At 34.2% G+C, this 26,820-nt stretch carries 23 protein-coding genes; 3 read left to right on the forward strand and 20 right to left on the reverse strand.

The window, feature by feature from the left end; translation table 11 throughout:
* Positions 1-164: 164 nt before the first annotated feature.
* Positions 165-3,218: a DNA polymerase III subunit alpha gene (locus tag PQ463_RS22925; protein WP_274255645.1), complete on the reverse strand. Its 3,054-nt coding sequence runs from the start codon at positions 3,216-3,218 to the stop codon at positions 165-167.
* A complete protein-coding gene (gene dinB, locus PQ463_RS22930) occupies positions 3,218-4,399 on the reverse strand; it encodes a DNA polymerase IV (protein ID WP_111376108.1) in 1,182 nt (393 codons plus the stop codon). The genes PQ463_RS22925 and dinB overlap by 1 nt, the downstream gene beginning before the upstream one ends.
* 90 nt (positions 4,400-4,489) lie before the next feature.
* Here dinB and PQ463_RS22935 point away from each other — a divergent pair, with 90 nt between their 5' ends.
* Positions 4,490-5,263: an XRE family transcriptional regulator gene (locus PQ463_RS22935; protein WP_274255646.1), complete on the forward strand. Its 774-nt coding sequence runs from the start codon at positions 4,490-4,492 to the stop codon at positions 5,261-5,263.
* Between the two features lie 141 nt (positions 5,264-5,404).
* Here the strand turns inward: PQ463_RS22935 and PQ463_RS22940 are convergent, their stop codons facing one another.
* The 3 genes from PQ463_RS22940 to PQ463_RS22950 are packed head-to-tail and all read right to left on the reverse strand — an operon-like array spanning position 5,405 to position 6,611.
* A complete protein-coding gene (locus PQ463_RS22940) occupies positions 5,405-5,845 on the reverse strand; it encodes a DinB family protein (protein WP_274255647.1) in 441 nt (146 codons plus the stop codon).
* Positions 5,846-5,862: 17 nt separating this feature from the next.
* Positions 5,863-6,183, reverse strand: a complete 321-nt coding sequence (locus PQ463_RS22945) for an ArsR/SmtB family transcription factor (RefSeq protein WP_213254177.1) — start codon at positions 6,181-6,183, stop codon at positions 5,863-5,865.
* Positions 6,183-6,611, reverse strand: a complete 429-nt coding sequence (locus PQ463_RS22950; protein WP_274255648.1) for an SRPBCC family protein — start codon at positions 6,609-6,611, stop codon at positions 6,183-6,185. The genes PQ463_RS22945 and PQ463_RS22950 overlap by 1 nt, the downstream gene beginning before the upstream one ends.
* Positions 6,612-6,743: 132 nt before the next feature.
* Here PQ463_RS22950 and PQ463_RS22955 point away from each other — a divergent pair, with 132 nt between their 5' ends.
* Complete coding sequence (locus PQ463_RS22955) at positions 6,744-7,193, forward strand: GNAT family N-acetyltransferase (protein ID WP_274255649.1); 450 nt, start codon at positions 6,744-6,746, stop codon at positions 7,191-7,193.
* A gap of 164 nt (positions 7,194-7,357) precedes the next feature.
* Here the strand turns inward: PQ463_RS22955 and PQ463_RS22960 are convergent, their stop codons facing one another.
* The 12 genes from PQ463_RS22960 to PQ463_RS23015 all read right to left on the reverse strand — a co-directional run bounded on the left by PQ463_RS22960 (position 7,358) and on the right by PQ463_RS23015 (position 20,512).
* Positions 7,358-8,119, reverse strand: a complete 762-nt coding sequence (locus PQ463_RS22960) for a phosphatase PAP2 family protein (RefSeq protein ID WP_274255650.1) — start codon at positions 8,117-8,119, stop codon at positions 7,358-7,360.
* Between the two features lie 132 nt (positions 8,120-8,251).
* Positions 8,252-8,551 carry a type II toxin-antitoxin system RelE/ParE family toxin gene (locus PQ463_RS22965; protein ID WP_274255651.1) on the reverse strand — a complete coding sequence of 100 codons (300 nt, stop codon included), beginning with the start codon at positions 8,549-8,551 and terminating at the stop codon, positions 8,252-8,254.
* A complete protein-coding gene (locus PQ463_RS22970) occupies positions 8,533-8,769 on the reverse strand; it encodes a hypothetical protein (RefSeq protein WP_274255652.1) in 237 nt (78 codons plus the stop codon). Before PQ463_RS22970 ends, PQ463_RS22965 begins: the two co-directional genes overlap by 19 nt.
* Positions 8,770-8,827: 58 nt before the next feature.
* Positions 8,828-10,543 (reverse strand): sensor histidine kinase, encoded by a 1,716-nt coding sequence (locus tag PQ463_RS22975; protein ID WP_274255653.1) that lies wholly within the window; start codon positions 10,541-10,543, stop codon positions 8,828-8,830.
* A 137-nt stretch (positions 10,544-10,680) separates the two neighbouring features.
* Positions 10,681-11,808, reverse strand: coding sequence for a sensor protein KdpD (locus tag PQ463_RS22980; RefSeq protein WP_111376114.1), 1,128 nt, complete (start codon positions 11,806-11,808; stop codon positions 10,681-10,683).
* Between the two features lie 217 nt (positions 11,809-12,025).
* On the reverse strand, positions 12,026-13,102 hold the full coding sequence (locus tag PQ463_RS22985; RefSeq protein ID WP_274255654.1) for a porin: 1,077 nt from the start codon (positions 13,100-13,102) through the stop codon (positions 12,026-12,028).
* A gap of 411 nt (positions 13,103-13,513) precedes the next feature.
* Positions 13,514-14,065: a K(+)-transporting ATPase subunit C gene (locus tag PQ463_RS22990; protein WP_274255655.1), complete on the reverse strand. Its 552-nt coding sequence runs from the start codon at positions 14,063-14,065 to the stop codon at positions 13,514-13,516.
* Between the two features lie 96 nt (positions 14,066-14,161).
* Entirely contained in the window at positions 14,162-16,219 is a 2,058-nt protein-coding gene (gene kdpB / locus PQ463_RS22995) for a potassium-transporting ATPase subunit KdpB (RefSeq protein WP_274255656.1), read from the reverse strand.
* Positions 16,220-16,417: 198 nt separating this feature from the next.
* Positions 16,418-18,139, reverse strand: a complete 1,722-nt coding sequence (kdpA, locus tag PQ463_RS23000) for a potassium-transporting ATPase subunit KdpA (RefSeq protein ID WP_274255657.1) — start codon at positions 18,137-18,139, stop codon at positions 16,418-16,420.
* A 134-nt stretch (positions 18,140-18,273) separates the two neighbouring features.
* Positions 18,274-18,351, reverse strand: coding sequence for a K(+)-transporting ATPase subunit F (kdpF, locus tag PQ463_RS23005; protein WP_073099479.1), 78 nt, complete (start codon positions 18,349-18,351; stop codon positions 18,274-18,276).
* A gap of 160 nt (positions 18,352-18,511) precedes the next feature.
* Positions 18,512-18,793: a DUF7674 family protein gene (locus PQ463_RS23010; protein WP_008466868.1), complete on the reverse strand. Its 282-nt coding sequence runs from the start codon at positions 18,791-18,793 to the stop codon at positions 18,512-18,514.
* A gap of 363 nt (positions 18,794-19,156) precedes the next feature.
* On the reverse strand, positions 19,157-20,512 hold the full coding sequence (locus PQ463_RS23015; RefSeq protein WP_274255658.1) for a sigma-54-dependent transcriptional regulator: 1,356 nt from the start codon (positions 20,510-20,512) through the stop codon (positions 19,157-19,159).
* A gap of 167 nt (positions 20,513-20,679) precedes the next feature.
* Between PQ463_RS23015 and PQ463_RS23020 the strand changes: the two genes are divergently transcribed.
* Positions 20,680-21,891, forward strand: a complete 1,212-nt coding sequence (locus PQ463_RS23020; protein WP_274255659.1) for a polysaccharide deacetylase family protein — start codon at positions 20,680-20,682, stop codon at positions 21,889-21,891.
* 179 nt (positions 21,892-22,070) lie between these two features.
* Here PQ463_RS23020 and PQ463_RS23025 read toward each other — a convergent pair whose 3' ends face one another.
* The 3 genes from PQ463_RS23025 to PQ463_RS23035 form a co-directional block, all read right to left on the reverse strand.
* Complete coding sequence (locus PQ463_RS23025) at positions 22,071-25,607, reverse strand: ABC transporter permease/M1 family aminopeptidase (RefSeq protein ID WP_274255660.1); 3,537 nt, start codon at positions 25,605-25,607, stop codon at positions 22,071-22,073.
* Between the two features lie 4 nt (positions 25,608-25,611).
* Positions 25,612-26,496, reverse strand: coding sequence for an ABC transporter ATP-binding protein (locus tag PQ463_RS23030; RefSeq protein ID WP_274255661.1), 885 nt, complete (start codon positions 26,494-26,496; stop codon positions 25,612-25,614).
* Between the two features lie 117 nt (positions 26,497-26,613).
* A complete protein-coding gene (locus PQ463_RS23035; RefSeq protein WP_072975024.1) occupies positions 26,614-26,820 on the reverse strand; it encodes a helix-turn-helix domain-containing protein in 207 nt (68 codons plus the stop codon).

Genomic DNA, 26,820 nt, shown 5'->3' on the forward strand with positions numbered 1-26,820 from the left:
CTTTAGTTATTTTTAATTTAACACATAGAAACATAGATTTTCTTTGTGGTTAAAGGCGTTTCACTTGTATTAATACACATAGTGACTATGTGTTAAAAGCAAGCTTTTTTTATTGTTCTTTTATCAAGTAAAAAAAACTATGTTTCTATGTGTTTAAATAATTTTTAAAACTTCATTCTATGTCTCGGCAAATTAATTTCATGTCCCTGCGGATAAGGCGCTCGATGCGTCAAACTAACATCTTCCTTTATCTGACTTTGTGTTCTGTATTGATCTTTCAAATCCATATAGCGCGGATCTGGAATAAAAGGCATTTTGGCCATTTTGAGAATCGTAATAGTCGGAAAATGATAATCGACCTCAACATTTCCTAACAAAAGATAACAGCCTCCGCCCTGAAAAGGATGTTTTTCTAAACTATCAGGAAAATGTGCTGTATCAAAATAAGTGCCTTCATGATCGATCCAAGTTCCAAAATACATGGTGCCTTTTTTTGTCGGGACATGTTTTCTGGAAATGAGATACGCCAGCATTCTGACTTGTTTTTTATGATATTGAACCAAATCTTTCGCCATAACATCTCCACGGTGTTTGGTTTGCAGAAGATCAAAAACAGTACATGAAACAGGGAAACTCAGCAATTCGATTTCATCAAAAGCATCTTCAAAAACAGAACGCTCTAATTTTGGAAGTTTATATTCTTTAACGGGTTCTTGCAGTAATTTCAAATCTCTGTTTTCAGGTTTAAAATTGTTCAGCAATAAACTAGCAGTTACCAAAAGCTGATTTTTGGTTTTTCCTGTAAAACGAAAAGCATCAATGAAAATTAGAGTTTTAACACCTTCGATTCCAATTGGAATCCTATTGATAAAATCTTCTAGAGAACTAAAATCCCCTTTTTTATTTCGATCTTCTTCAATCAAGTGAGCGATTTTAGATTCCAGACTTTGAATGTGCATAAAACCGAGATAAATATCGGTTCCATATAAAGTAGTCTGATATTCGCTTTTATTTACGCAAGGATTATGAATCGTTCCGCCAGACATTCTAGCTTCGTGTACATAAACTTCGGTTCTGTAAAATCCGCCCTGATTGTTGATTACCGCCGTCATAAATTCAACAGGAAAATTAACTTTCAGATACAAACTCTGATAGCTCTCAACTGCATAAGAAGCTGAATGCGCTTTGCAGAAAGAATATCCTGCAAACGATTCAATCTGGCGATAAATTTCCTGACTCAATTGTAACGGATGTCCTTTTTGTGCACAGCTCGCAAAGAAATTATCTTTTACTTTTTGCAACGCTTCGAGAGACCTTCCTTTTCCCGACATGGCACGACGAAGAATATCGCCGTCAGGAGCGGGAAGTCCGCCGTAATGCTGGGCGATTTTAATTACATCTTCCTGATACACCATAATACCGTAGGTTTCGCCAAGATGTTCCCTAAAAACTTCATGGAAATACTCAAATTGAGTTGGATTATTATGACGAAAAATATACTCTTTCATCATTCCCGATTGTGCAACGCCGGGACGAATGATGGACGAAGCTGCAACGAGAATTTTATAATTATCGCAATTTAGTCGACGTAGTAAACCACGCATAGCAGGGCTTTCGATATAAAAACAGCCAATCGTATTTCCTTTTGCTAAATAAGAGTTGCAGACAGCCTCGTCTTTAGAAATCGAAGTATCACGAATATTAACTTTTATGCCTCGGTTTTTTGCAATCAGTTTTACGCTGTCATCAATATGTCCGATGCCTCGCTGACTTAGAATATCAAACTTGTCAAAACCAATTTCTTCGGCAATATGCATGTCAAAAAGTACGATTGGAAAACCTTTTGGAGGCATTTCCAGAGGCGTATAATTGGTAATAGGTTCTTCAGAAATCAGAATTCCACACGCATGCATGCTTCGTTGATTGGGATATTTTCCCATCATTTGTCCGTATTCCTGAACCAATTTTACAATTTTATTGGTCGGATGAAGTTCTTCCGGATTTTTTGCCAAAAGATCTAATTCTTCTTTAGGTAGACCAAAAACCTTTCCTACTTCTCTGAAAATAGAACGGTATTTAAACTCAACATTCGTTCCGCAAAACGCAACGTGATCTTTGCCATATTTTTTGAAGATATATTCCAGAATTGTGTTGCGTTCCTGCCAACTCCAGTCAATATCAAAATCAGGCGGAGTTTTTCGGTTTAGGTTTAGAAAACGTTCAAAATATAAATCTAACTCGATTGGACAGATATCGGTAATTCCGAGACAATAGGCAATGATGCTGTTGGCACCGCTTCCGCGCCCAATGTGCATAAAACCTTGGCTATTGCTGTATTGAATAATATCCCAAGTAATTAAAAAATAACCGCTGAATTCTAATTCGTCAATTACTTTTAATTCTTTTTTAACGCGGGCTTTTGCTTCTAGATTCTCGTCTCCGTAACGTTTTGCGAATCCTTCCCAAGCCAATTCTGTCAATTTTTCTAAATCTTTTTGACGGTTTTCAGTATAGAACTTTTTATTTCTTTTAGCCGAAAAATCATATTGAAAATTGCAATCGTCAATAATGCGTTGTGTATTTAAAATAATTTCAGGATATTTTTCATAAAATGGCAGAATCGATTCTACAGGTTTCATCACATCAGAAACTTTACAATAATCAGCTTCTGTAAGCTTCGATAAAATGATATTCGTATCAATAGCCCGAAGCACTTTATGCAGATTGTATTCTTTTTTGCTTCTAAAAGTTACAGGCTGTAAAATCACCATTTTGGAGATTTTATTTTTATGTTTTGAAGTCAGAAGACTTGAAACTTCTTCAGGACGAACTCCGATAAATTCATTTTCAAAAAGCGTTTCGGGAGCATTTTCTAAAGTATAAATCACAAAAACCGATTTGAATTTTGGAGCACGCAAAGGCAAAGTTTCTCCGCTGAAATTATAATCCGTTAAAAAGCGATTCATTTCAGCTAAACCTTCAGCATTTTTCGCCAAGCCAATATATCGGAATTGATGTTCGCATCGAAATTCCATTCCAACCAAAGGCTTGATTTCTTTTTCCTGACACGCTTTTATAAAATCGTAAATTCCAGTAACGGTATTAATATCGGTCAATGCCATTGCTTTTATACCATGCAAAACGGCTTCGGCAATCAAATCCTTAAGCGGAATCGTGCCGTAACGTAATGAATGATAGGAATGACAATTAAGATACATTATTTTTTGCGTTTTAAAATTTCGTCTTTGGTATTCGGTTTAAAGTGAGCTCCGGCACAACGCATTACGGCATCAAAACCATAACGGCTTTTCATTTTGTCCATCGCTTCATAAAGTGATAACATTTCCTGAGTGTCTTCAAAAAGATCAATTTGATACGTTCCGCGTACCAATCCGCTAAAGCGTACGCCAATCAAACGCAGACGCATACGACGTTGATACACTTTCTCAAAAAGTTCTATTACATTTTTGGTCAAAATATGATCGGCTGAAGTATAAGCTACTCGGCATTGTTTGGTTTCGGTATCAAAATTGGCGTAACGTATTTTGACTGTAACGGTTGAAGTCAGCCATTGTTCTGCACGAAGTTGAAAAGCCAGTTTTTCGACCATTCCTAATAATATTCTTCTGAGTTTTGCAAGATCGATAGTGTCTTGAGAGAAAGTCGTTTCGGTCGAAATTGATTTTCTTTCGGTATAAGGTTCAACAGGTGTATGGTCGATTCCGTGGGCTTTTTTCCAAAGCTCCAGACCATTTTTACCAATCATTTGCTGTAAAACCTCAGCAGGCATTTCTGCCAAAGTCTGAATTTTACGAACGCCAATTCGGGACAAAAGCTGAAAAGTCACAGCGCCCACCATCGGGATTTTCTGAATCGAAAGGGGATTTAAAAAGTCCTGAACTTTTTGTTCCGGAATTTCAAGATTCCCAACAGGTTTGCCTTCTCCTGTGGCAATTTTAGAAACGGTTTTATTGATGGATAATGAAAAACTAATTGGAAGTCCAGTTTCTTTAATGACTTTTTGCGCCAATTCATTTGTCCATTTATAACTGCCGTGAAATTTATCCATTCCGGTAATGTCCATATAAAATTCATCGATGCTCGCTTTTTCTAAAACAGGCGCTTTTTCCTGGAGAATTTCGGTAACATCATGAGATAATTGAGAATACAATTCCATATCACCTTTCATCACTTTTGCGTCTGGACAAAGTTTTAATGCCATACGAATTGGCATAGCAGAACGCACTCCATATTTACGGGCTTCATAAGAGCAAGAAGCAACAACACCGCGGTCTCCGCCACCTATAATAAGCGGAATTCCGTTGAGTTCTGAGTTGGTGCGTCTTTCGCAGGATACAAAAAAGGTATCCAAATCCATATGTACAATTGCCCGTGCCATTTTTCCTTTTTGTTTTTGTATGGAACAAAATTAGCACAGGTGATAACAATTTTTTGTATATTTGCTGTTCCAAATTATAACAAATTAATTATGTCCTTATTTTCAGACAACATCAGAGCATTAAGGGTTAAGCATAAAATATCACAGGAGAAATTAGCTGAAAACCTTAGTATTACCAGAGGAAGATACGTGAAATACGAAGACGGAACTTCGGAAGCACCGTATGACATTTTAAAGAAGATTGCATTATATTTTCATATGAGTATTGACTTGATATTATCTGTCGATATACGCAAAATTGATGTGCAAAATTTGATAAAACTGGAAGGCAACCGACTTATTTTACCCATTCAGGTGGATAGTTTTGGAGAAAATTATATCGAAATTGTATCTCAAAAAGCAAAAGCAGGTTACCTCAACGGATATGCTGATCCAGAATATATTGAAAGTTTACAGCAGATTACACTTCCATTTCTAGGACCTGGAAAACATCGCGGATTTCCTGTTGAGGGTGATTCTATGCCTCCGCACGAAGATGGTTCGATTATTATTGGCCGTTATGTAGAAAAATTGGGAGATGTGATGGATGGCAAAACCTATATTCTGATTACCAAAAATGAAGGGATGGTATATAAGCGTCTCAATAAAAACAAAAAGAATGCTTTGGTTTTAGAATCTGATAATAGTTTTTACCCAAATTATGAAGTGAAAGCTTCTGATATTTTGGAGATTTGGGAATACGAATGCAACATCGGCCGTTCAGACAAAAAACAAGAAATATCGGAAACTGGAGCAATGAAAGATTTGCTTTTAGAATTGAAACGTGAAGTTCGAGAGATTAAGAATAATACTTCGAATGCATAATATTTGATTTCCTGTTTATGACTTATGGGTTGGTAAAACCTATAAATAAAACCAGAACCTGAAATTATAATTTCAGCTCTTCACATTTTGCTTGGAGAGCTGATTTTTTTGTTTGTGAATGAAAACCGGAAGTAAATAGATTTAATTTCCTTTAACAATAGCCGATGCAATTTGCCCGCAATGATGTGAATTGTGAAAAAGAATAATTGATAATAATTTAATTCTTGGAACTGTTCCTAAAAATGAAGCTTCGACTTCCTCAAACCAATCCTGATCAGAAGAATTATTTATTACATTTTCGAGTGTTTTGTATCCTTGCTCCATAAAAGCATGGCTCGTTTGCAAATCATAATTTTTGCCGGTATCAGATTGTCCAATTGTTGTGTTTTCGATATTAGTTTCAATTCCGAAAAATGTTCCCAGAATGTTTGCGGTTTCTCCAATATGTCTATAAATAAATCCAACCGAAGCTGTTTTTTCATTGAGTCGAAAACGACTGTTTTCTGGTGTTATGTTTTTAAATGTTGAATTGCACATAAAGCGGTTATGATCTAAAAGATCTAATAAAACTTGTTTTTGCATGATTTCTAATTTTTAAATTAATCTTTCTTTTTGTTCAGAATAGTTTCCAGTCTGCTGAGTTTGTTTTCCCAGAACTGATCAAAATGACTAATCAGCGCTTTAACATCATTAAATCCTTTTTGATTTAAAACACAATGACGTTCCCTTCCAATTTCCTGAATTGAAATAAAACCTGCTTGTTGCAATATTTTAATATGTTTTGAAACAGCAGGACGGCTCATATCAAAGTTTTCGGCCAAAGCGTTTATGTTATACGTTTCTTTGGTAAGTAATTGCAGAATCTGTCTGCGACTTGGATCTGCAATTACTTGTAAAGCATCAAGATTAGGTAATGACATTATTTTTCGTTTAAAAGATTCTCGATTTTCTCCATTTTTTTCAACCAGCCTTCTGTCATTCCAGTTAGGATAGAAACATTTTCTTCTTTAAATCCAGTATGAAGAAGACGTAATTCGGTACCATTATCTTTCTTTTCTAAAGTCCATTCGACAGTAGTGTCAAAGATCGTTTCATTATTTCCTGGTCCGCCTTTCCAACTGTAAACAAGCTTTTTGAAAGGAACAATTTCTAATATTTTACAATGAAAAATTCCATCAAGATTTAAACTTGGAATCGGATTAGTACGAAATGTAAAATGATGTCCTAAAAGAAGTTTAAAATCATTTGGCATAATCCATTGCGCAATTAATTCTGGCTCCGTAAGATACATCCAGATTTCTTCAGGGGCTTGGCTGTAAAACCATTTGTGGTTAATTTCTGTTTTCATATTTAAGTAACTTTAAGGTTACGTAAAATTATATGTAACTTTTGAGTTATGCAAATATTTTTGAATATTTTTTATGAATGTTGTTAAGAATAAACTACTTAACTTTAGTGATTAGATGAAAATAAGAGATAAATGAATATCCTAAAAGCCACAACTGAAGATCATATTCTACTAACAGAAATCACCAAAAGGTCAAAAGCCTACTGGGGATATTCTGAAGAACAAATTGAAAAATGGAGTAATAATCTAACTGTAACGGCAGATTATATTGAAAAGAATAATGTTTGTAATTTAGTTATTGAAAATAAAATCATTGGATATTATTCTTATTTGAAATTAGAAGAGAATCAGGTAAAATTGGACAATTTATTTATTTTACCTGAATATATAGGAAAAGGATTTGGTTCTTATTTAATGAATGATTTTTTGGAAAGAATGCGAAATGAAAAATGCCAAAAAATTATTTTGGATTCAGAACCAAATGCAGAACAATTTTACCAGAAAATTGGATTTATAAAAATCGGAGAATTTGAAACTTCAATAAAAAATAGATTCATGCCGATTATGGAAATGAAGTTATAATTTCGAAGAAAAAATCCGCCACGAATTCACGAATTATTTTAAATTAAAATTCGTGAATTCGTGGCTAATAAATTTATACAAAGCCATTCAAAAAATTTTTTAATCTGTGCAATCTGTGGCTTTTAAAAAAATTACTACTTAGTGCCTTCTTGGCTATAAAAAAACTAAAATACCTTCGCAAATCCCAATCCATATTGCTGTCCATTATAGAAAGGCATTATCATAGAAGTCGATTTGTTTTCAGAATCTGACTTGAATAGTTTTTTTGTGATATACGGATTGATCCAATACGCAATTTTGGTACTCAAAATCCCAATTCCCGCTCCAGCCGCAACATCAGTCAGCCAGTGGCGATTATTGTAGATTCTGAAAAGTCCAGTTCCAGTTGCAACGGCATAACCAGCAATTCCGTACCAAATCGATTTGTCTTTGTATTCTTGATATAAAAATTCGGCTCCAGCAAAAGCAGTTGCAGTATGTCCAGAAGGGAAGGAGTTGTTAGAACTTCCATCAGGTCTTTCTTCATGTACAATCGATTTTAAGCTCAAAACAGTCGTTGCCATAATAATATACGAAGTTGCAAATATGACTGAACGATCACGCATGTTATTTTTTCCTTCTACACCAAAAGCATTCAAAGCATAAACAGAGGCAGCAGGCGCATATTGAGAGAAGTCATCAATTGTGATTTTTTCGTCAATATCTTCTTTAACTTCTGCTCTAATCTGGCGATTGAAGCTTAAAAGTTGATCATTTCCAATTCCAATAACGCCGTACCCAATCAAAACCGATGGAATAATTAGCTGTTTGTAATTGAATTTCAAATTATTTGACGTACTGTCAATTTTTGCAATGGAATCATTTTGCTGCGCATTAGCAGACAAGAATCCGAATAGAAATAGAAGGAAAATCGCTTTGTAGAACATTTTTAGGGTCGATATATTTTACAAATTAACGAATGTTTTGAACCTAGTATTTTGCGCTTAATTGAACCTTAAGTGAACTTTAATTTATAGGTTTTAAATAGGATGGTTGGATTAAGATTAGCTAAAAAAACTCTATTTTATTTTTCTATTTTCGGGATTTTGCTGATTGTTCCAAAAAGACAATATTTCTATTTGATTATTATTGATTTCATAAAAAATCAAATAGATTTTCATAGGAATAACGCGAGTGATTTTATTTGAAGTAAGTCTTCCTATAGATTCATTATTTGAAAGAGTTTCTAGTAAATCTTCAACTTCTTCAAGAATTTTTAAGCTGTAATCAGAATTTCCATTTCTAAGAACATAAAATTCAAGAACATTAGAAAACTCAAGTTTAGCAAGGTCAGACCAGATTATTTCTTTTTTAGCCATTCTCTCATCTCCGAAATTACATCTTCATTTTTATGAAACTCTCCTTTTTTTATCTGATTTAGGCTTGTTTCAATAGAAGATTCTTGCTCAGGATTTAATTCATATAATGACTGTTCTGAAGAATCAAAAATAGTTTGAAGTGCTTTTAAAAAATTCATGTCTTTAGAATCTCTAATTCTGGAGATTAAATTTTCTTTTATTTGAGCTGTCATGTCCATATCAAATTCTTTTAATACTCAAAATTAAAGATTTATTTTCAAAATACTGTTAAATAATTCATACTTTCAAAGAAAACCAAAACATACTTCCCAATCCCAAATTACTCTCAACGCCAACGCTTCCGTTCTGTGCTTCAATAAACTCTTTGCTAATTGCCAAACCGAGCCCTGTTCCAGATTTCTGACTTCCTGGAACTTGAAAATATTTATCAAAAACCCTGTCTTTATATCTTGTGTCAATTCCTTTTCCAGTATCAATAACCTGAAAAACCATCTGATTATTTTCTTCTTTTAATTTGATGAGAATCGTACTTTTTTCAGATGAATATCTAATGGCATTCGATAAATAATTAATTAAAACCCAGCCCGTTTTTTCGGCATCAGCTTTTACGTTTTTGAGGTTTTCATCGGCATCAACAACCAACTGAATCTGTTTTTGATCTGCCTGGACTTTTACAGCTTCAACAGCATATTTCACAATTTCGTGCGGATTGCTTTTTCCAATATTCAGCTGAATATTTCCAGTTTCTAATTGCGATAAATTCAGTAATTCGCCTGTAATTTTCAATAAGCGCTGACTGTCTTCTTTTATGCTTTCAACGAGTTGTTTCTGATCGTCATTCATATCACCCGTTTTTCCATTTTCAAGCAATTGGAGACTTAGTTTTATAGAAGCAATCGGAGTTTTTAGTTCGTGCGAAACGGTGGCAATGAAATTCGTTTTAGCAAAATCCAATTCTTTAAAAAGCGTAATATTTCGCAAAATAATTACATCTCCAATATTAATTTCTTTTTCTTCTCCAGTTGGCGTTATCGTAATGTTGTGAATCTCTTTTTCGAAATAACTTTCTTTTCTGTGAGCAAAAATTTTGAGAGGCTGTTTTTTCGGAGTTTCATTTTCTTTTAGAATCAAAGAACGAATCAGATCATTAGAAACTGCTAATTCAGAAGCAGATTTTCCAATAATATCTTCCGATTTAAGGCCAATAATTTTCAGCGCTTCATCATTCAAAAACAAAACAATTCCTTCGTTGTCCAAACCAATAATCGGGTCGTTCATATTATTGATCAGGGTTTCCAGTCGTTTTTTCTCAAAAAGAAGCTTATAAACATTACTGTCATGATATTCTTCGAGTTTTTGCGCCATGGTGTTGAATGATTTCGCAAGATCTCCAAATTCGCTATGGCTTGTAAAATGAACACGTTCTGAGTAGTTTTTATTGGCAATTTCTTTAATACTCAGCGTTAATTCCCTAATCGGATTCGCAATATTATTAGGCAGATTAACCAATAAATTAAAAGCAATCAAAAAGCATAAAGATCCTACAATGGCAATCGACAAATTAGCCGTTTCAGCTGAATGTTTGGCGATGTCACTTTTCTGTTTTATGGCGTCAAGATTCAGCTTCATTATCGCAAAAATGTCTTGGCGGATCTGCACTTTTACAGTTTCATCTGCATTGTTTTTGGCTAAAAGGGCAAAACTTGCTTTCAACTTTTCAGTAGCTTGTTTTTCACCTGGTTCAGTAATGTTTTGAGTCTGCTTTTCGAGGTTTTCCTCAAAACTCTGAATGGTTTCTTTTGAACCCGCTTTTATTCCATCCAAAGCAAGAATCATATTTCGTGAATATTCCAGTGTATTGTAGTTGGATTTCAGAATATTTTCAGTGTCCTGCTTAATCAAAAAAACAGAATAAGCACTCACTAATGAGAGAATGATGATCATTAAAAATAATAATCCAACACCCAGATTCAATTTGGTTTTAATTCTCATGACGTTTATTTAAAAACAAGTTTTTTTTATTTGAACCATTAAGATATTAAGGAAATTAAGCTTTGAACTTAATGAAACTTACAAAGAGAAAATTAAGTATAGCCTTTATTTTCTTAATATCTTAATGGTTAGAAAAATTACGACAGTATTACAAGATCAACGTTTGACAAAGACAATTTGTTGAGCAAACGTCTGAAAATTGTTGTAGACAAAATTACTTTAAACAAATTAAAATGCGGTTTTCCGATACAGACAGTTGTAATTTGTTTTTGCTCTACCGTTTTTAAAATAGCATCGGTAATATTTGAATTTTCCAATTTAATAACCTCAGCGCCTAATTGCACAGCGAGTTTAAAGTTATTAATTAAATGTCTTTGTTTGTCGAGTGCAATTCTGTTACTGCTTTCTTTTGGCGTTTCAACATACAAAACATACCACGATCCGTTGTAATAACTGGCTAATCTTGCTGCTTTTCTAATAATGATTTTAGCCGTTTTTTCATTACTGCTAATGCAGGCCAAAAGCTTTTCATGTCTTAAAGCATGCAGATTCGGAACTTCACTTTCCACTTTTCGAACTACCTGACTTGCCACTTCTTTTAAAGCCAATTCACGTAGTTGCAGAATTTGTTCCGATTTAAAAAAGTTCGCTAAAGCAGTCGGAATTTTATCTGCTGTATAAATTTTTCCTTCTTTCAGTCGGGCAATCAAATCTTCTGATGTCAAATCGATATTCACTACCTCATCGGCCAGACGTAAAACATTGTCGGGAATTCTTTCTTGAACATCGATATTGGTAATACGTTTTACATCTTCATTTAAACTCTCAATATGCTGAATATTCACTGCCGAAATTACATTAATTCCAGCATCCAAAATCTCCAGAACATCCTGCCAGCGTTTTTCGTTTTTGCTTCCTTCAATGTTTGTATGCGCCAATTCATCAACGATAACCACTTCTGGTCTAAGGTTGATGATTGCCTGAACATCGAGTTCATCGAGTTCTTTTCCTTTATAAAAAATAGTCCGCCTCGGAATTATAGGCAAGCCTGCTAATAATTCATGCGTTTCCTTTCGCATGTGCGTTTCGATGTAGCCAATTTTGACATCGATTCCATTTTTCAATAACGAATGCGCTTCCTGAAGCATACGAAAAGTTTTGCCCACACCGGCGCTCATTCCAATGTAGATTTTAAACTTCCCTTTTCGTGATTTCTGAATCAAATCCAGAAAATGCTGTGCGTTATTTTCGTTTTCTTCTTTCATATTTTTTTGCCACGAAGGCGCTAAGACACTAACCTTTATTTTTTTTAGCCACAGATTTCACAGATTAAAAAGATTATTGAATTGCTTTGTGTTGATTTATTTGCCACGAATTACACAAATCTCCACGAATTATATTGAATAAAAATTTGTGAAAATTTGTGTAATTCGTGGCGAAAAAAAATCCTTTTAATCTGTGTAATCTGTGGCAAAAATATTTCTAGAAACTAATAGCCAGCGAAGTTGTCACAAACGTATTCGTATCTGTTGGCAGATTATTTTTTGTAAAAATTTCATCTTTGCTTGAAAGATTTCTAGCTTCAATTCTAAACATAACATTATCAGTAATTAAGTAATCAAAGTTAGCTGAAAATCCGTAAGTTTTAAATCCGTTTGGAGTTTCAGTTGCGATAATTACACCTTTTTCGTCGCTGTAGTATTCTCCTCGTGCAGCCAGCTGAATTTTATCAGTCGGTTTGTATTGCAGAATTAAGACAGGAGAGAACCAAACATCATATTTATTACTTCCTTTAGCCGATTGCTGAGAACCAATATCAAAACCAGTTGTTAAGTTTACTTTTTCAGCCACTTTAAATTGTCCATAAAAGTTATTAAAGTAACGCCATCTCTTGTCAATATCAGGTTGTTCGTTTCCAATATATGTACTCCAGTTCAAAACAACCCGATCAGATGGTTTGTACGTAACTTGCGTTCCAAATGCAGGCGTTTGATTCCCGTCTATTTTCTGAATTCTCTGCCAGCCGTTCAAATACATCGCCGCCAAATACCATTTTCCAGAATCAGATGTATAGCCAATTTTAACTCCCGCTTCATAATAAGGCGAATTCTCAGCCAAAATGCTTCGGGTTAAAGTCTGACAGTCTTTTCCAATTGCACTTTCAAAACCAATGTGAGCAGGCATAATCCCAGCATCAATCCATAAATCATGTTTTTGCGAAATCTTCACACCCACATTCGCTTCATAAACATTCTGCAGTAAATCCTGCTCAGCCGACATATTATATTGCGCATAAGTTCCTGCCATCAAGGCTAAATTCGCTCGGACATTTCCTTTAGAATAATTCACCTTTGCCAAACCTAAATTCAGGTTCACTTCATTGGTTCGATTATAATTATAAAAAAAACTCGGTTTTGTATGATTCTCCGGTTTCGCGAAATCATAACTGTAATAAACATCTACATATCCAGAAAACGTAAACGGACTTTTAGATTCTTCTTGTGCGTGTAAATTGCCATAACCAAAAGCGATTAAAGCAGTAAGTATTATTTTTTTCATATGTAATTGCGAGGAACGAAACAATCTCATCCTCTGAGTTAAATTATTTATTAGTAGATTTTTTTAGGAGCTAATCCCGTTATCCACTACAATCTTTTGTTTGGAACCCCCAAACAAAAGGATTTTCGTTTCTATCGGGGCTAGGGCATTTGGGGTAAAAAGGCGTTTTTGTTTCCTGCAAGGTTTTAAACCTTGTAGGTATTAATTTTAAAGTTTAGTTTGTCGATTCTAATTTTCGGCACAGTTTGTCATTGCGAGGAACGAAGCAACCACATTTGCAAAGTCAACTTTATGTATAATTGTTAGTGAGGTTGCTTCGTTCCTCGCAATGACATTAAATGAGCAAATCACTTTGTCATACCTACAAGGTTTTAAAAACCTTGCAGGAGAAAAACTCAGTATCTTAGCGACTTATCGAAGCGCATCAAGAGCCACATTCAATTCCAAAACATTAACTGTTTCAGGACCAACAACAGCTGAATTAATTTTAGATTCTACTAAAGCTTTTACTTTCGCTTCAGCTAAATTTCGCTCTTTAGCCACACGTTTCACCTGAATCAAAGCGCCTTGCGGAGAAACATTCGGATCTAAACCGCTTCCTGAAGCTGTAACCATATCAGCAGGAATATCAGATTTTTTCAAGTACGGATGAACCAATAAAAGTGTATCAATTCTTTTTTGAACCAATGCTAGATATTCAGCATTGCTTGGGCCTTTATTGCTTCCTGCACTTCCCGCCGCGTTATAATCAACAGCCGAAGGCCTTCCCCAGAAATAATTTGACTTATCGAACTTTTGTCCGATTTTTTGATAACCAACTACTTTTCCGTTAACCGAAATAGTTTCTCCTTTTCCTTGATTGGGAGCTATTTGTGCGATTCCGTAAATCGCTAAAGGATAAATAACTGCGAACAAGATTAATGTAGCGACAGTAAGTTTTATGAGTGAAAATAGATTTTTCATTTTTTTCATTTTTAGAGGTTCTAAGGAGCTAAGGTTCTAAGGGACTAAGAAAAAAAAACTTAGCGCCTTAGTATCTCAGAACCTTAGCAACTTTTTTTACATAAAGATTGCAACTATTAAATCAATAACTTTGATTCCGATAAAAGGAACAATTAAACCGCCAAGACCATAAATCAAAAGATTACGTTTTAGAATGGCACTTGCTCCAATCGGACGATATTCAACACCTTTCAATGCCAGCGGAATCAAAATCGGAATGATAATCGCATTGAAAATTACAGCCGATAAAATGGCGCTTTCAGGACTATGCAAATGCATAATATTCAAACCTTGAAGCGCAGGAATTGCAGTAATAAAAAGAGCAGGAACAATAGCAAAATATTTCGCAACGTCATTTGCAATAGAAAAAGTAGTTAAAGTACCTCGAGTCATTAAAAGCTGTTTTCCAATTTCAACAATCTCGATTAGTTTCGTTGGGTCATTGTCAAGGTCAACCATATTTCCAGCTTCTTTTGCCGCTTGAGTTCCGCTGTTCATCGCAACGCCGACATTGGCTTGCGCAAGGGCAGGAGCGTCATTTGTTCCGTCACCCATCATGGCAACCAAACGTCCTTCAGCCTGTTCTTTTCTAATGTAATTCATTTTATCCTCAGGCTTAGCTTCGGCAATAAAATCATCCACGCCAGCTTTTTCGGCAATAAATTTCGCTGTCAGCGGATTATCACCCGTAACCATAACCGTTTTGATTCCCATTCGGCGTAAGCGCTCAAAACGTTCTTTCATTCCGGTTTTAATGATGTCCTGAAGTTCGATAACACCTTGGATTTCATTATTTTTAATGACTACTAAAGGTGTTCCTCCGTTAGACGAAATGGAAATTACTTGTTGTGCAGTATCTTCAGGGAAAGAATTTCCTGCTTGTTGTGCAATGTTTTTTGCAGCATCTTGAGCACCTTTTCGAATGTTTGTTCCGTCTTTTAATACAACTCCAGAAGTTCTGGTTTCGGCAGTAAATTTTATAGTGTGTGAAATATCAGAAGTAGTTTTTAAGAAACTTGCTTTTGTTTCACTTTTCACATCAATCATTTCACTTAACTCTAAAATGCTTTTCCCTTCAGGCGTATCATCAGCAAGCGAACTCAAAACAGCCGATTTCACAAAGTCATCAAAAGAAATTCCTTTTGTTGGATAAAAATTGGTTGCTTTTCTGTTTCCAATTGTAATCGTTCCAGTTTTATCCAAAAGCAGTACATCAATATCTCCTGCAGTTTCAACCGCTTTCCCCGATTTTGTAATTACGTTAGCTCGCAACGCTCTGTCCATTCCAGCAATACCAATTGCAGAAAGTAATCCTCCAATTGTAGTTGGAATCAAACAAACGAACAAAGCAATGAAAGCCGCTATCGTGATGGGTGCGTTGGCATAGTCGGCAAACGGTTTTAGCGTAACGCACACAATCACGAAGATTAAAGTAAATGCGGCTAATAAAATAGTTAAGGCAATTTCGTTTGGTGTTTTCTGACGGCTTGCACCTTCAACCAAAGCAATCATTTTATCTAAGAAGCTTTCGCCAGGTTCTGAAGTTACTCGTACTTTAATTTTATCAGATAATACTTTTGTCCCTCCGGTTACAGAAGATTTGTCACCGCCAGCTTCCCTGATTACAGGAGCACTTTCTCCAGTAATGGCACTTTCGTCGATTGTAGCCAAACCTTCGATAATTTCACCATCGGCAGCAATTAAATCGCCAGCTTCGCAAACGAAAATATCGTCTTTTTTTAATGCTGAAGAACTGATATTTCTGATTTCTCCGTTTGGAAGAATCTGTCTTGCAGGAGTCTCTTCACGGGTTTTTCTTAAACTGTCAGCTTGTGCTTTTCCTCTTGCTTCGGCAATAGCTTCAGCGAAATTGGCAAATAAAAGCGTTGCCAGTAAAATTAAAAATACAATTAAGTTATAAGTAAAACTTCCCTGATCGTTAGCGCCCATTAAGATCGAAACGCAGACAGCAAACATAATGGCTGTTCCAATTTCTACGGTAAACATTACCGGATTTTTAACCATCATTTTTGGATTAAGCTTCACAAAAGATTGCACTAAGGCTTCTTTTACCTGTTTGCTTTCAAACAATGATGTGGATTTATTAGTTGTCATTTTTTATATTATTTTGTTTAACTGATTTATTTAAACACATAGAGACATAGATTTTTACTTTGTGGTAAAGGCGTTTCACTTGCATACATGCACATAGCTATGTGTTAGAAACTAGTTTCTTTTGGTTTTCTTTTTTAGATAAAGAAAAGACTATGTTTCTATGTGTTTAAAATATTTTCAGCATTGAAAAATGAGTTATTATTTTAGTGTAAAGAATTCTGCCAATGGACCTAAAGCCAACGCTGGAAAGAAAGATAAAGCAGCAATAATGGCAATCACAGCAAAAGTCATAATTCCGAAAATTGAGGTATCCGTTTTTAAAGTTCCTGCACTCTCTGGAATGTATTTTTTACCTGCCAGTAGACCTGCAATTGCCAATGGACCAATGATTGGAATAAAACGGCTTAGCAGTAATACAATTCCTGTAGTGATATTCCAGAACGGATTATTATCGCCTAAGCCTTCAAAACCAGAACCGTTGTTAGCGGCGCTCGAAGTGTATTCGTATAACATTTCAGAGAATCCGTGATTTCCTGGATTGTTTAACCAGCCTGTTGCGTTTCCGTTAAACCAATAACCCATTGCAGTATCATGCGCGGCAAAATAAGAAGCTAAAGCAGTTCCGGCTAATATTAATAAAGGGTGAAGAATGGCAATAAAAGCAGCAATTTTTACTTCGCGAGCTTCGATTTTCTTTCCTAAAAATTCTGGAGTTCGACCAACCATTAATCCAGATATAAACACGGCTAGAATTATGAAAATGTAGTAGTTCAGAATACCAACACCACATCCGCCGTAAAAGGCATTTACCATCATAGATAGTAGTTGCATAGCACCAGAAATAGGCATAGAGCTATCATGCATACTGTTTACAGAACCTGTAGAAATTACCGTTGTGGCAATACTCCAAAAACCTGAAATTGCTGGGCCAAAACGAACTTCTTTTCCTTCCATAGCTCCAGTTGTCTGTGCGATTCCCATTTTTGCAATAGCAGGATTTCCGTTGATTTCACTCATAACAGTTGGAACAACCAAGAGTAAAAAACCAACTGTCATTACACCAAAAATAATGTTTGACAATTTTCTTTTGTTAAGGAAAAATCCAAGAGCAAAAATCATCGCAAACGGAATAATCATTTGTGCCCAAAGTTCAATTGCGTTTGTAAAGTAAGTTGGATTTTCTAATGGATGAGTAGAATTAGCTCCAAAAAATCCACCGCCGTTTGTACCAATATGTTTGATAGCGATAAAAGCAGCAGCTGGCCCTCGTGACACTTCAACATGATCACCTTGTAAAGTTGTAATAGCATCTTTACCTTCAAAAGTCATTGGAGTACCGCTAAATACTAGTGCTACAGCTACAATTGCTGAAAGTGGTAATAAAATACGAGTACAGCTTTTGATGAAATAATTGTAGAAATTACCCAATTGTTCTGTTGTTCTTTCTTTCATTGCTGTAAAAATCATAGCAGCAGCAGCCATTCCGATACCAGCAGAAACAAATTGAAGGAACATTAAGACGATTTGTGAAAGATAAGAAACTCCGCTTTCGCCTGAATAATGCTGTAAGTTACAATTGACTAAAAATGAAATAGCAGTATTAAATGCTAGATCTGGTGTCATTGAAGGATTGTTATCAGGATTTAAAGGTAAAGAACCCTGAAAAAGCAAGACAAAAAAGCAGAGAAAGAACCAAACCATATTGATGCTTAAAAGTGCTTTTAAGTGCTGTTTCCAGTTCATTTCTTCAGCTGGATTGATACCGCTGATTTTAAAAATAAGTTTTTCAATTGGATTGAAAATCGGGTCAAGAAGCGTTTTATTTCCTAGGAAAACTTTAGCAATATATTTTCCGAAAGGAATTGCTAAAACAATGGTAAGAATAAAAATACCTATGACGCCTAGTATTTCTGAGTTCATATTTTATTTGTTAGAAATTATTTAATTTTTAGAATTTTATAAAAACAGGATTAGTACAATAAAGGCTAATGTCCAGACAGCACATGCATACAATAGGGATGTCTTTTTATTTTTATAATTTGATTTTTTCATTTTTAAAATTTTTCAGGTTTGATTAATACATAAATCAAATACACGAAAACGGCGATTGAAATAATAAATAGTGCAGTCATGATTTAGATTTTTTCAAAGAATTCAACTGACAGAAAACAAATTGCAAACAGTAAAACTGCTAAAGCGAGAAGGAGGATTGTAACCATGATTATTTTAGATTTAAGATTGTAGACTTTAGATTTTTCCGATTAAACAATTAAACAGTTAACCGATTAAACGTTATACTCCCGAAGCATTAACCTGCTTGATATATTCTGCTTTAAGCGTTTGAGGGAAAAGGTGAGAAATATTGCAGTGACGCATTTCCATAAAAGACGAAACTGAGAAAACATATACATTAGAAATGGCATTTTTGGTTTCGATACTTCCGTTTATAAATAACCGTTCAGCAAGCGCTAAGCATTTTTTTGCTCGAACGATATTACCGCAGATAATATTTTTTTTAGTGATCTCAGCAAATCGTTCTGCTTGTTTGTAGATTGAGGTAACTTGATTTTTCATTTGGAATGAATTTTTTAATGTTCTCTCTCCTTATGCCAAAATATGTTCCGAAAAAATCAGGTTGTGTGTAAAGTGTTGTGAATAAAAGGGATGTAGTTTTGTGCCAAAAAATAGGCATAAAAAAAGCCTATCATTTTGATAAGCTTTTCTCGTTTTGATATGTTATTTTGAAGCTTCGGAGAAGCGGTATATTTATAGAAAATGATGTATTCACATTTACAAGAGCCCCAGCGGGGTGACATGTTTTTTAGATTGTGTCGGTGTCGCTCCGTTGGAGCTTTCAATCAATGCGGTTAAAAATATTCTATAAATATACCGCTTCTCCGAAGCTTTGAAATTGAAATTGCCATTGGAATTTGGAATTTAATTTTTGGAATTTTCTATCCCATATTCTTCCAACTTTCTATACAAAGTTGCAATTCCAATTTCTAATAATCTGGCCGTTTCAGCCTTATTTCCTTTCGTATAATTTAAAACCTTTTGAATATGCAGTTTTTCAATACTTTGCATAGAGAAAGCTGACATTGGTTTCGAGTTGTTTTCAGTTTGATGTTGCATTTCATAAGGAAGAACATCTGCGGTCAGAATATTTCCATTGCTCAAAATAACCGATCTTTCAATAACGTTTTTGAGTTCGCGGATATTTCCTGGCCAAGAGTAATTTTCTAATTTCTGTAAAAAATCATCTCCAACCTGTAAATCTTTTTTATTCGTTTTTTCTGAAAATTGTTTCACGTAATAATTAGCCAATAACGGAATATCTTTAATTCTCTCTCGTAAAGAAGGCAATTTAATTTCGAAGATATTCAAGCGGAAATACAAATCAGAACGGAAGCGATGTTCATCGCTTTCGGTTTTTAAATCTCGGTTTGTAGCTGCAATTAATCTGAAATTTGATTTTTTTGGAGTGGTATCACCAACAGGAATATATTCGGAAGTTTCTAAAACACGCAATAATTTTGCTTGGAGATCAATTGGCATTTCGCCAATTTCATCCAGGAATAAAGTCCCGCCGTTTGCTTCTTCGATAAAACCTTTTTTATCTTTTACAGCTCCCGTAAATGCGCCTTGTTTATGACCGAAAAGTTCACTTTCTAAAATTTCTTTAGTGAAAGTACTGCAGTTCAGTGCCACAAAAGATTTTCCTGCACGATTGCTGTTTTCATGAATCGCCTGCGCAAAAACCTCTTTTCCGGTTCCGGTTTCACCCATAAGTAAAACAGTCGAATCGGTTTTGGCTACTTTTTGCGCCAAATCAATAACTTGTTCGATCCCCTTTGATTTTCCAATAATGGTATTGAAAGAATATTTATCGTTGATTCGCTTTTCAAGCTGTTGTACTTTTTTTTGTAAATGCACTTTTTCAACAGCTTTATAAAGAAGCGGAATAATTTTATCATTATCGTCGCCTTTTACTATATAATCGAAAGCACCATTTTTCATGGCTTGAACACCATCGGGAATATTTCCAAAAGCAGTCAGCAGAATAACTTCTGTTAAGGGAAAACTTCCTTTTATGTTTTGAAGAAAATCAACGCCGTTTCCGTCAGGAAGTTTCACATCGCACAAAACGACATCAATTTCGGTTTGTTCCAATTTTTTAAAACCAGATTTTAAATCTTTGGCTTCAAAAACTTCAAATCCTTCCGATTTTATAATTCGCGCGAGCAGACTTCTTAGTTTTTCTTCGTCGTCTATAATTAAAATTTTGTGTGTCATTTTGCAGATAAGCTAAAACCGAATTGGTGTTTTGATGTACAAATTTAGGTTTAAAATTAGTTCTCTTTTTTAATTCAGAACAAATTATTTTTAAAGACAGAATCAGTTTTAAAATATTTTTTCAAAAAGAAATGTACTTTTAGATCGCAAAAGAACCACTAAAATTTATGTCAAAACGAATTCTACTTATAATAGCTATCGTAATCTTCGGGAGCTTTACTAGTTTTTCAAAAGGAATTATTCAAAAAGATTCTTCAAAAGCAAAAACTATTTCATTCAAAATAAAATTGAAATCGGCTGAGAAATTCAAAATAGCTGTTTCTCCTTTAAAATACAACAAACATTTGGCGTATAGTTTTACGCTCGACGACGGTTACAGATCGGCCTATTTAACCGCTTTTCCATTATTGAATGGTGGAAAAATCAGCAATTCATCAATAAACGAATGGAAAATTGATCAAGGCGGAGACGGAACAACTTCGGAAGGACTTTTCTATTCGGACGGAATGGGAAATAAAATTTCGTTTAAATTGGCATTAGCAATCAATGGTGGTTCGATTCGAGATTTGCCAGAAAATCGTGGGCATCTTTCGTGGAAAGAAGTAAAAGAAATGTACAATGCTGGCTGGGATATATTGAATCATAGTTTTCATCATGCCACAAAACACGGAACTAATTATTTGACAGAAGTAACCGAAAATACTGCTTCAATAAAGCAAAATCTTGATTTTACGATGTCGCATTTTGTAGTTCCAGGCGGAGAAGGTGATGAGAAATATTATTTGGAATATGAAAAAGAGGCACTTAATAACGGACATTTTTCGGTAGCGTCTTATTATGGTGTTGGACCCGTTTTTAAAGTGGCTTCAAAAGTAGATTTAGATAGAATGATTTCTGCTCGAACTTTTGTTCAGAGTTCAAAAGATATAACAAGTTTTAAAACGATGGATCGTTATTTGAAAACGATAGATTCTATTGTAAAACAAAAAGACCCAGTTTGGTTTAATGAATTCACGCATGGAACTGGAAACACAAATTTGTGGAATCTAAGCATTCGTTTTCCTGAATTCAAATATTATATGACTACGCTTGCCAATAAATACGGTTTAAAGGGGAATGACTCAATCTGGATGGCGCCGTGGCAGGAAGTGTATGAATACATTTGGTTAAGAGACAGAATAAAATTAGATTTTCAGCAGAAAAATAAAGAAGTAACTGTTACAATTCAGCTTCCAGAAATTCCAGAAAATTTCAGAAACCATGATATTTCATTAAATGTAGAAACATCATCAAAATTTGAAATCGAATCCAATAAAGATTTGAAAATAAAAGACGACGGAAAAACCACTCACAAACAGATTTTTATTCAATTAAAATAGAATATTACATAAAAATTTGAACACATAGAAACATAGTTTTTTGCAATATAAAAAAGACGTTTCACTTGTATAAATGCACATAGTTGGCTATGTGTTAGAAACTAGTTTCTTTTAAACTCCTTTTTAGATAAAGAAAAATCTATGTTTCTATGTGTTTAAAAATTAGGCACAAAAAAAAACTAATCAATTTCCTTTTCGTTGTCTTTTATAAAAGTGTCAATATTCATTAAAAGAGGATCAATTACAATTCGTTGAGGTTTGTTTTTGATTTTAATTTTCCCTTCAATTCTATTGTTTTTGATCGGAAATGTGTAGCGAAATAACTTTCCGTTTTCATCATAAATTCCAATATCGATTGTTTTATCATTGTCAATTTGCTTCCGAACTCCTGTAGCATTTTCAATATATTTTTTAGAATTAGCGTTAAAAGAAACTTCATAAAGATTATTCTTTTTTACGCTTTCAACTTCAGAAATCTTAGAAGAATAAGTAATAATCTTTTTAAACATTTCATCCAGTTTTGGATAAAGTTTAGAATCTGTAACTGCATAAATCTCTCTCAATAAATTTTCAGAATCTGGAATTGGATTAGGATATTTATAATGGCTTAAGAAATTATGCAAAGCCAGATTTACTTTTTCTTCACCAATTAAAACCCGAAGCTGATGCATGACCAGCATTCCTTTATCATAAGGTAAATGTGGAGTTTCGTAATTTGTTTTATACAAAGGCGTTTCAGGATCATAACTTCGGCTGCTCAAGTATAAATCGAGATGAATTTTTAAAGTTTCGAGCGCTTTTTCCAAACCATGTTCTTTTTCATACAACATCAGTTCCGTGTATTGCGCCAAAGTTTCAGTCAAAATCCAGCTTCCTTCTTTTTGTTCAGGACTGATTTGCGAATTTCCCCACCATTCGTGCGACAATTCATGAGCCGTCAATTGATTGATGATATCTTCCTTATCTCGATTATTCAAGTTGCTGTAAAACCCAAAATTCTCTTTCATAAAAACTGTGGACGGATACGAAGTCGCCGCAAATCCATCAGCGAAAGCAGAAACCTCGGCATAACGAATGGTTTTATATGGGTATTTTCCAAAATTATTTTGACAATAATCTAAAGTGTTTTTTACATCTTGAATCAGTTTTGCAACGTTTCTCGAATGTCTTTTGTCAAAATAAACTTCAATTGAAATGCCTTTATAATTCGTTTTTTGAATTTGATATTCCGCAGAAGAAAATGCAAATCGAAACGGAATCTTTCCATTAGACTTATAATGAAAATAATTTCGATCTTCTTTTTCCCAGTTCCCGATTAAATCTCCAACGCCAATTGCCGTTTGATTTTTAGAAGTAGAAACAACAGCATCGTAATCAATAAAATCATTTGTTGTTTTCGATTTGTCTTCCAATTTTTTAAGTGGAGTCTGTGGTTTCAAATGCCTTTTTGCTCGCTCTTTTTCACTGCTAATTTCGTTAGAATCCTGATAACCAAAAGTTGGAAAGTAACGGCTTATTCGCATAAAAGAACCATTTTCAATAATAGAATTAAATGCGGTATGACCTTTAAACGGTGACCACGAAGATTTAAAAGAAAAACTCATTTTCATTTTCTGATGAGGTTCTAAAGGTTTTTCTAATCGATACCAATAATGCTGAAATTCAGAAACATCATCTAGATTTTTCGCATTCTCAATTTCAACAGAAGTCAGTTTCGAATTTCGATCTATATATAGGAGTAAACTATCAATTGGTTTTTCAGAGTTATTGATCAATTCGTAAGTACCACTTACTTCGTAGCGATTTTCTTCAGGAAACAAATCGACTTTACTTTTTACAGAAACAATCGTTGGCTGATCAAGATTCGAATATTTTTTAAACCGTTTTTCGTATTTTTCACTCCAATTGTCCTGATCGTCTTTGGTCAAATACGGGTATTCAATATTGGTTTTATAAAAAATATAGCTTCCAAAACCAATGAAAAGAATACTTCCCAAAGCAAAAGTTGTTTTTTGAATAGTGTTAAATGAATTTCTACGAATGGTTTTTAGAATAGTAGAATTTCGTTTCCATAAAATTCCAGTCAAAGTCAGCAGAATCAAAGCCAGACCCAAATTATAGAACATCGAAATATGAAAGGGAAAAGTATAACTTCCGAAACGATTCAAATCAAAATATTCTCTTTTAAAAGAATCTCCGAATCGAAATAACGGATGCGAAATTCCCAATTGTTCACCAATTCCTGTGCAAAACAAAAGCGTAATAAAAGCAGAAATTCCCAATCCTAAATATTTGTTTTTTATGAAAGTCTGAATTGCGATCACTAAAATAGAAATCAAAAACAATGGAAATCCGATATAATAAAACATCGAAAAGTAAAGACCAGCTTCAATCGGTGCATTTGCATGTATGATTTGAAAACCAATTCCAATAAAAATGCTAATTCCTATTAAGATTATCGGAATCATAAAAAGTGCTGTCAATTTCGAAACCAAAACTACAAATTGAGAATACGGCGCTGTATTTTCAAGCATTTCAAATCTCGAATTTTCGCTTCGATTCAATAATTCACTGCTATAAAAAAGAGTTGTCAAAATCAATATAAAAGGCAAACGATCCATTATGGTGGAAATCATTAGAGCTGTATCGGTAATTTTTTCAGCTAAACGGATTCCGCCATCAATTTCATCTGAAATCTCAATCATTAATAATCCCGAAAAGAGAATTACAATCAATAAAAATGGAATTCCTTTTAAAACCAAATAAATATCCATTTTCAAATTGCTTTTAAAAACAGCCCAATTATGTTTGGAGGTTTTAAATTGCTGTTTCGGAATTGTAAAAGAATATGTTTTTGTCTCCTTTATATTGACTTTAACCGATTTTATCTTTTTGGTTTTTGTTTTTCGAAATGAGAATAACTTATAAGAAACAAAAATTAGTATGAAAGAAACAGAAATCCATAAGATTCGATTGAATAAGAAGTTGCCCGAAAGTGCAATCAGTTGGGTGTTTTTTTCTATCGATGTCCAATATCTCGTTTGTTCTAAAAATGCTGCCAAACCAAACGGATCTATTTTTGCTGCCAAAGACATCGCTTTCGCGGAAGACGGAGAAGCATTTGCAAATAACGGCGAATTTGAAAAAATAGAACCTGCTATATATAATATGTAGATGAATAAGCCGCCAACATAAACAAAAAGTTTGCTTCGTGTAAGCCAAGCCATCGTTGCAAGAATCGAAAGGCATAAAAGTATGTTGGGAACAATGATAACAAGAAAAGGCCAAATGTAATTGATAATTTCAAAAGGTCCAATGTCGCTTTTGGGAATCCACGACATTTGATGCCCGGTGATCATTCCTATAATGAACATTCCAAAAGAAGAAAGTGCAATTACAAAAGCTGTAATAAATTTGCTTCCCAAAAAATAAAACTTAGAAATAGGAGTAGAGAAGATTATTGCATCAAATTTAGTTTCATATTCTTTTAAAAAATGCTGTGCAACTTGAAGTGTGATAGAGAAAATTGTCATTAACGATATCAAGCCAATCGCGTAAGTCAGTACAAACGGGCTATTTTTATAAGCTCCCGAAAACGAAAAGTTCGCAAAAGCGCTCACAAAAAAGCCTAAAACCAAATAAATAATAAATGTGGCATAAAAAGTCCAGCTTCTGGTATTGTTATGCCATTCAAATTGAATTAATTTAGAAAGCATAACGTTATTTTTTAAGTTGATTTTGAGATAAAATATTAAAGTAAACGTCGCTCAAATCTGGAGAAGTCAATTCAAAACCAGAATCAGGCTGTTGTTCAGAAAAAACATGAATATTGATTTTTCCTGAATTCAGATGAGAAGAAATAATATTAAAATGTTCCTGATGTTTTTTCAGTTCATTTTTATGAATTGCTTTCGTCCAGATTTTTTCCTTCAAAGAATCGACCGCTTCATTTGGATTTCCTTCCAAAATCAATTTTCCATTAGAAATAATTGCCATTTTGGTGCACAGATCGCGAACATCTTCTACAATATGTGTTGACAAAACCACAATAATGCTTTCGCCAATTTCACTTAGCAAATTATTAAATCGGTTTCTTTCTTCAGGATCAAGTCCCGCGGTGGGTTCATCGACAATAATAATTTTCGGATTTCCCAATAAAGCCTGTGCAATTCCAAAACGCTGACGCATTCCGCCAGAAAAAGAATGAACCGCTTTGTCTTTGTGTTGTAATAAATTAGTTTGTTGTAGCAGATACAAAATTTGATTGTGACGTTCTTTCTTATTGACAATTCCCTTCAAAATTGCCAAATGATCCAATAAACGATAAGCAGAAATCTTTGGATAAACGCCAAATTCCTGTGGAAGATATCCCAGATTTTCTCTTATAAACATTGGGTTTTCGAGAATATTAATTCCGTTAAATTCGATAATTCCCGAAGTAGGTTCCTGCAAAGCAGCAATAGTTCGCATTAATGTCGATTTTCCTGCACCGTTCGGACCCAATAAACCAAACATTCCGTTTGAAATTTCAAGCGATAAATGGTCAATCGCTTGTGTGCCGTTCTCATACGTTTTGCTGAGATTTTTGATAGATAAACTGTTCATTTTTTGATTGATTTTTGATGATTATATAAATGATGATTTGAAATTTTTAGGCAATAAAAGTCCTGTCGGCCTCAAAAAGCCGATTTTTATGTTCAGAAAATTTGATTTAAAAGAAAGCTACTCGCTTACATATTCTAAAATATCACCAGGTTGGCAGTCTAGTATTTTGCAAATAGCTTCGAGAGTATCAAATCGAATACCTTTTGCTTTTCCAGTTTTTAGAATCGATAAATTAGCAGGCGTTATCTCTAATTTCTCTGCCAATTCTTTACTCTGCATCTTGCGTTTGGCAAGCATTACATCAACATTTACAATTATTGGCAT

It is taken from the genome of Flavobacterium sp. KACC 22763 (assembly GCF_028736155.1).
Lineage (GTDB): Bacteria > Bacteroidota > Bacteroidia > Flavobacteriales > Flavobacteriaceae > Flavobacterium.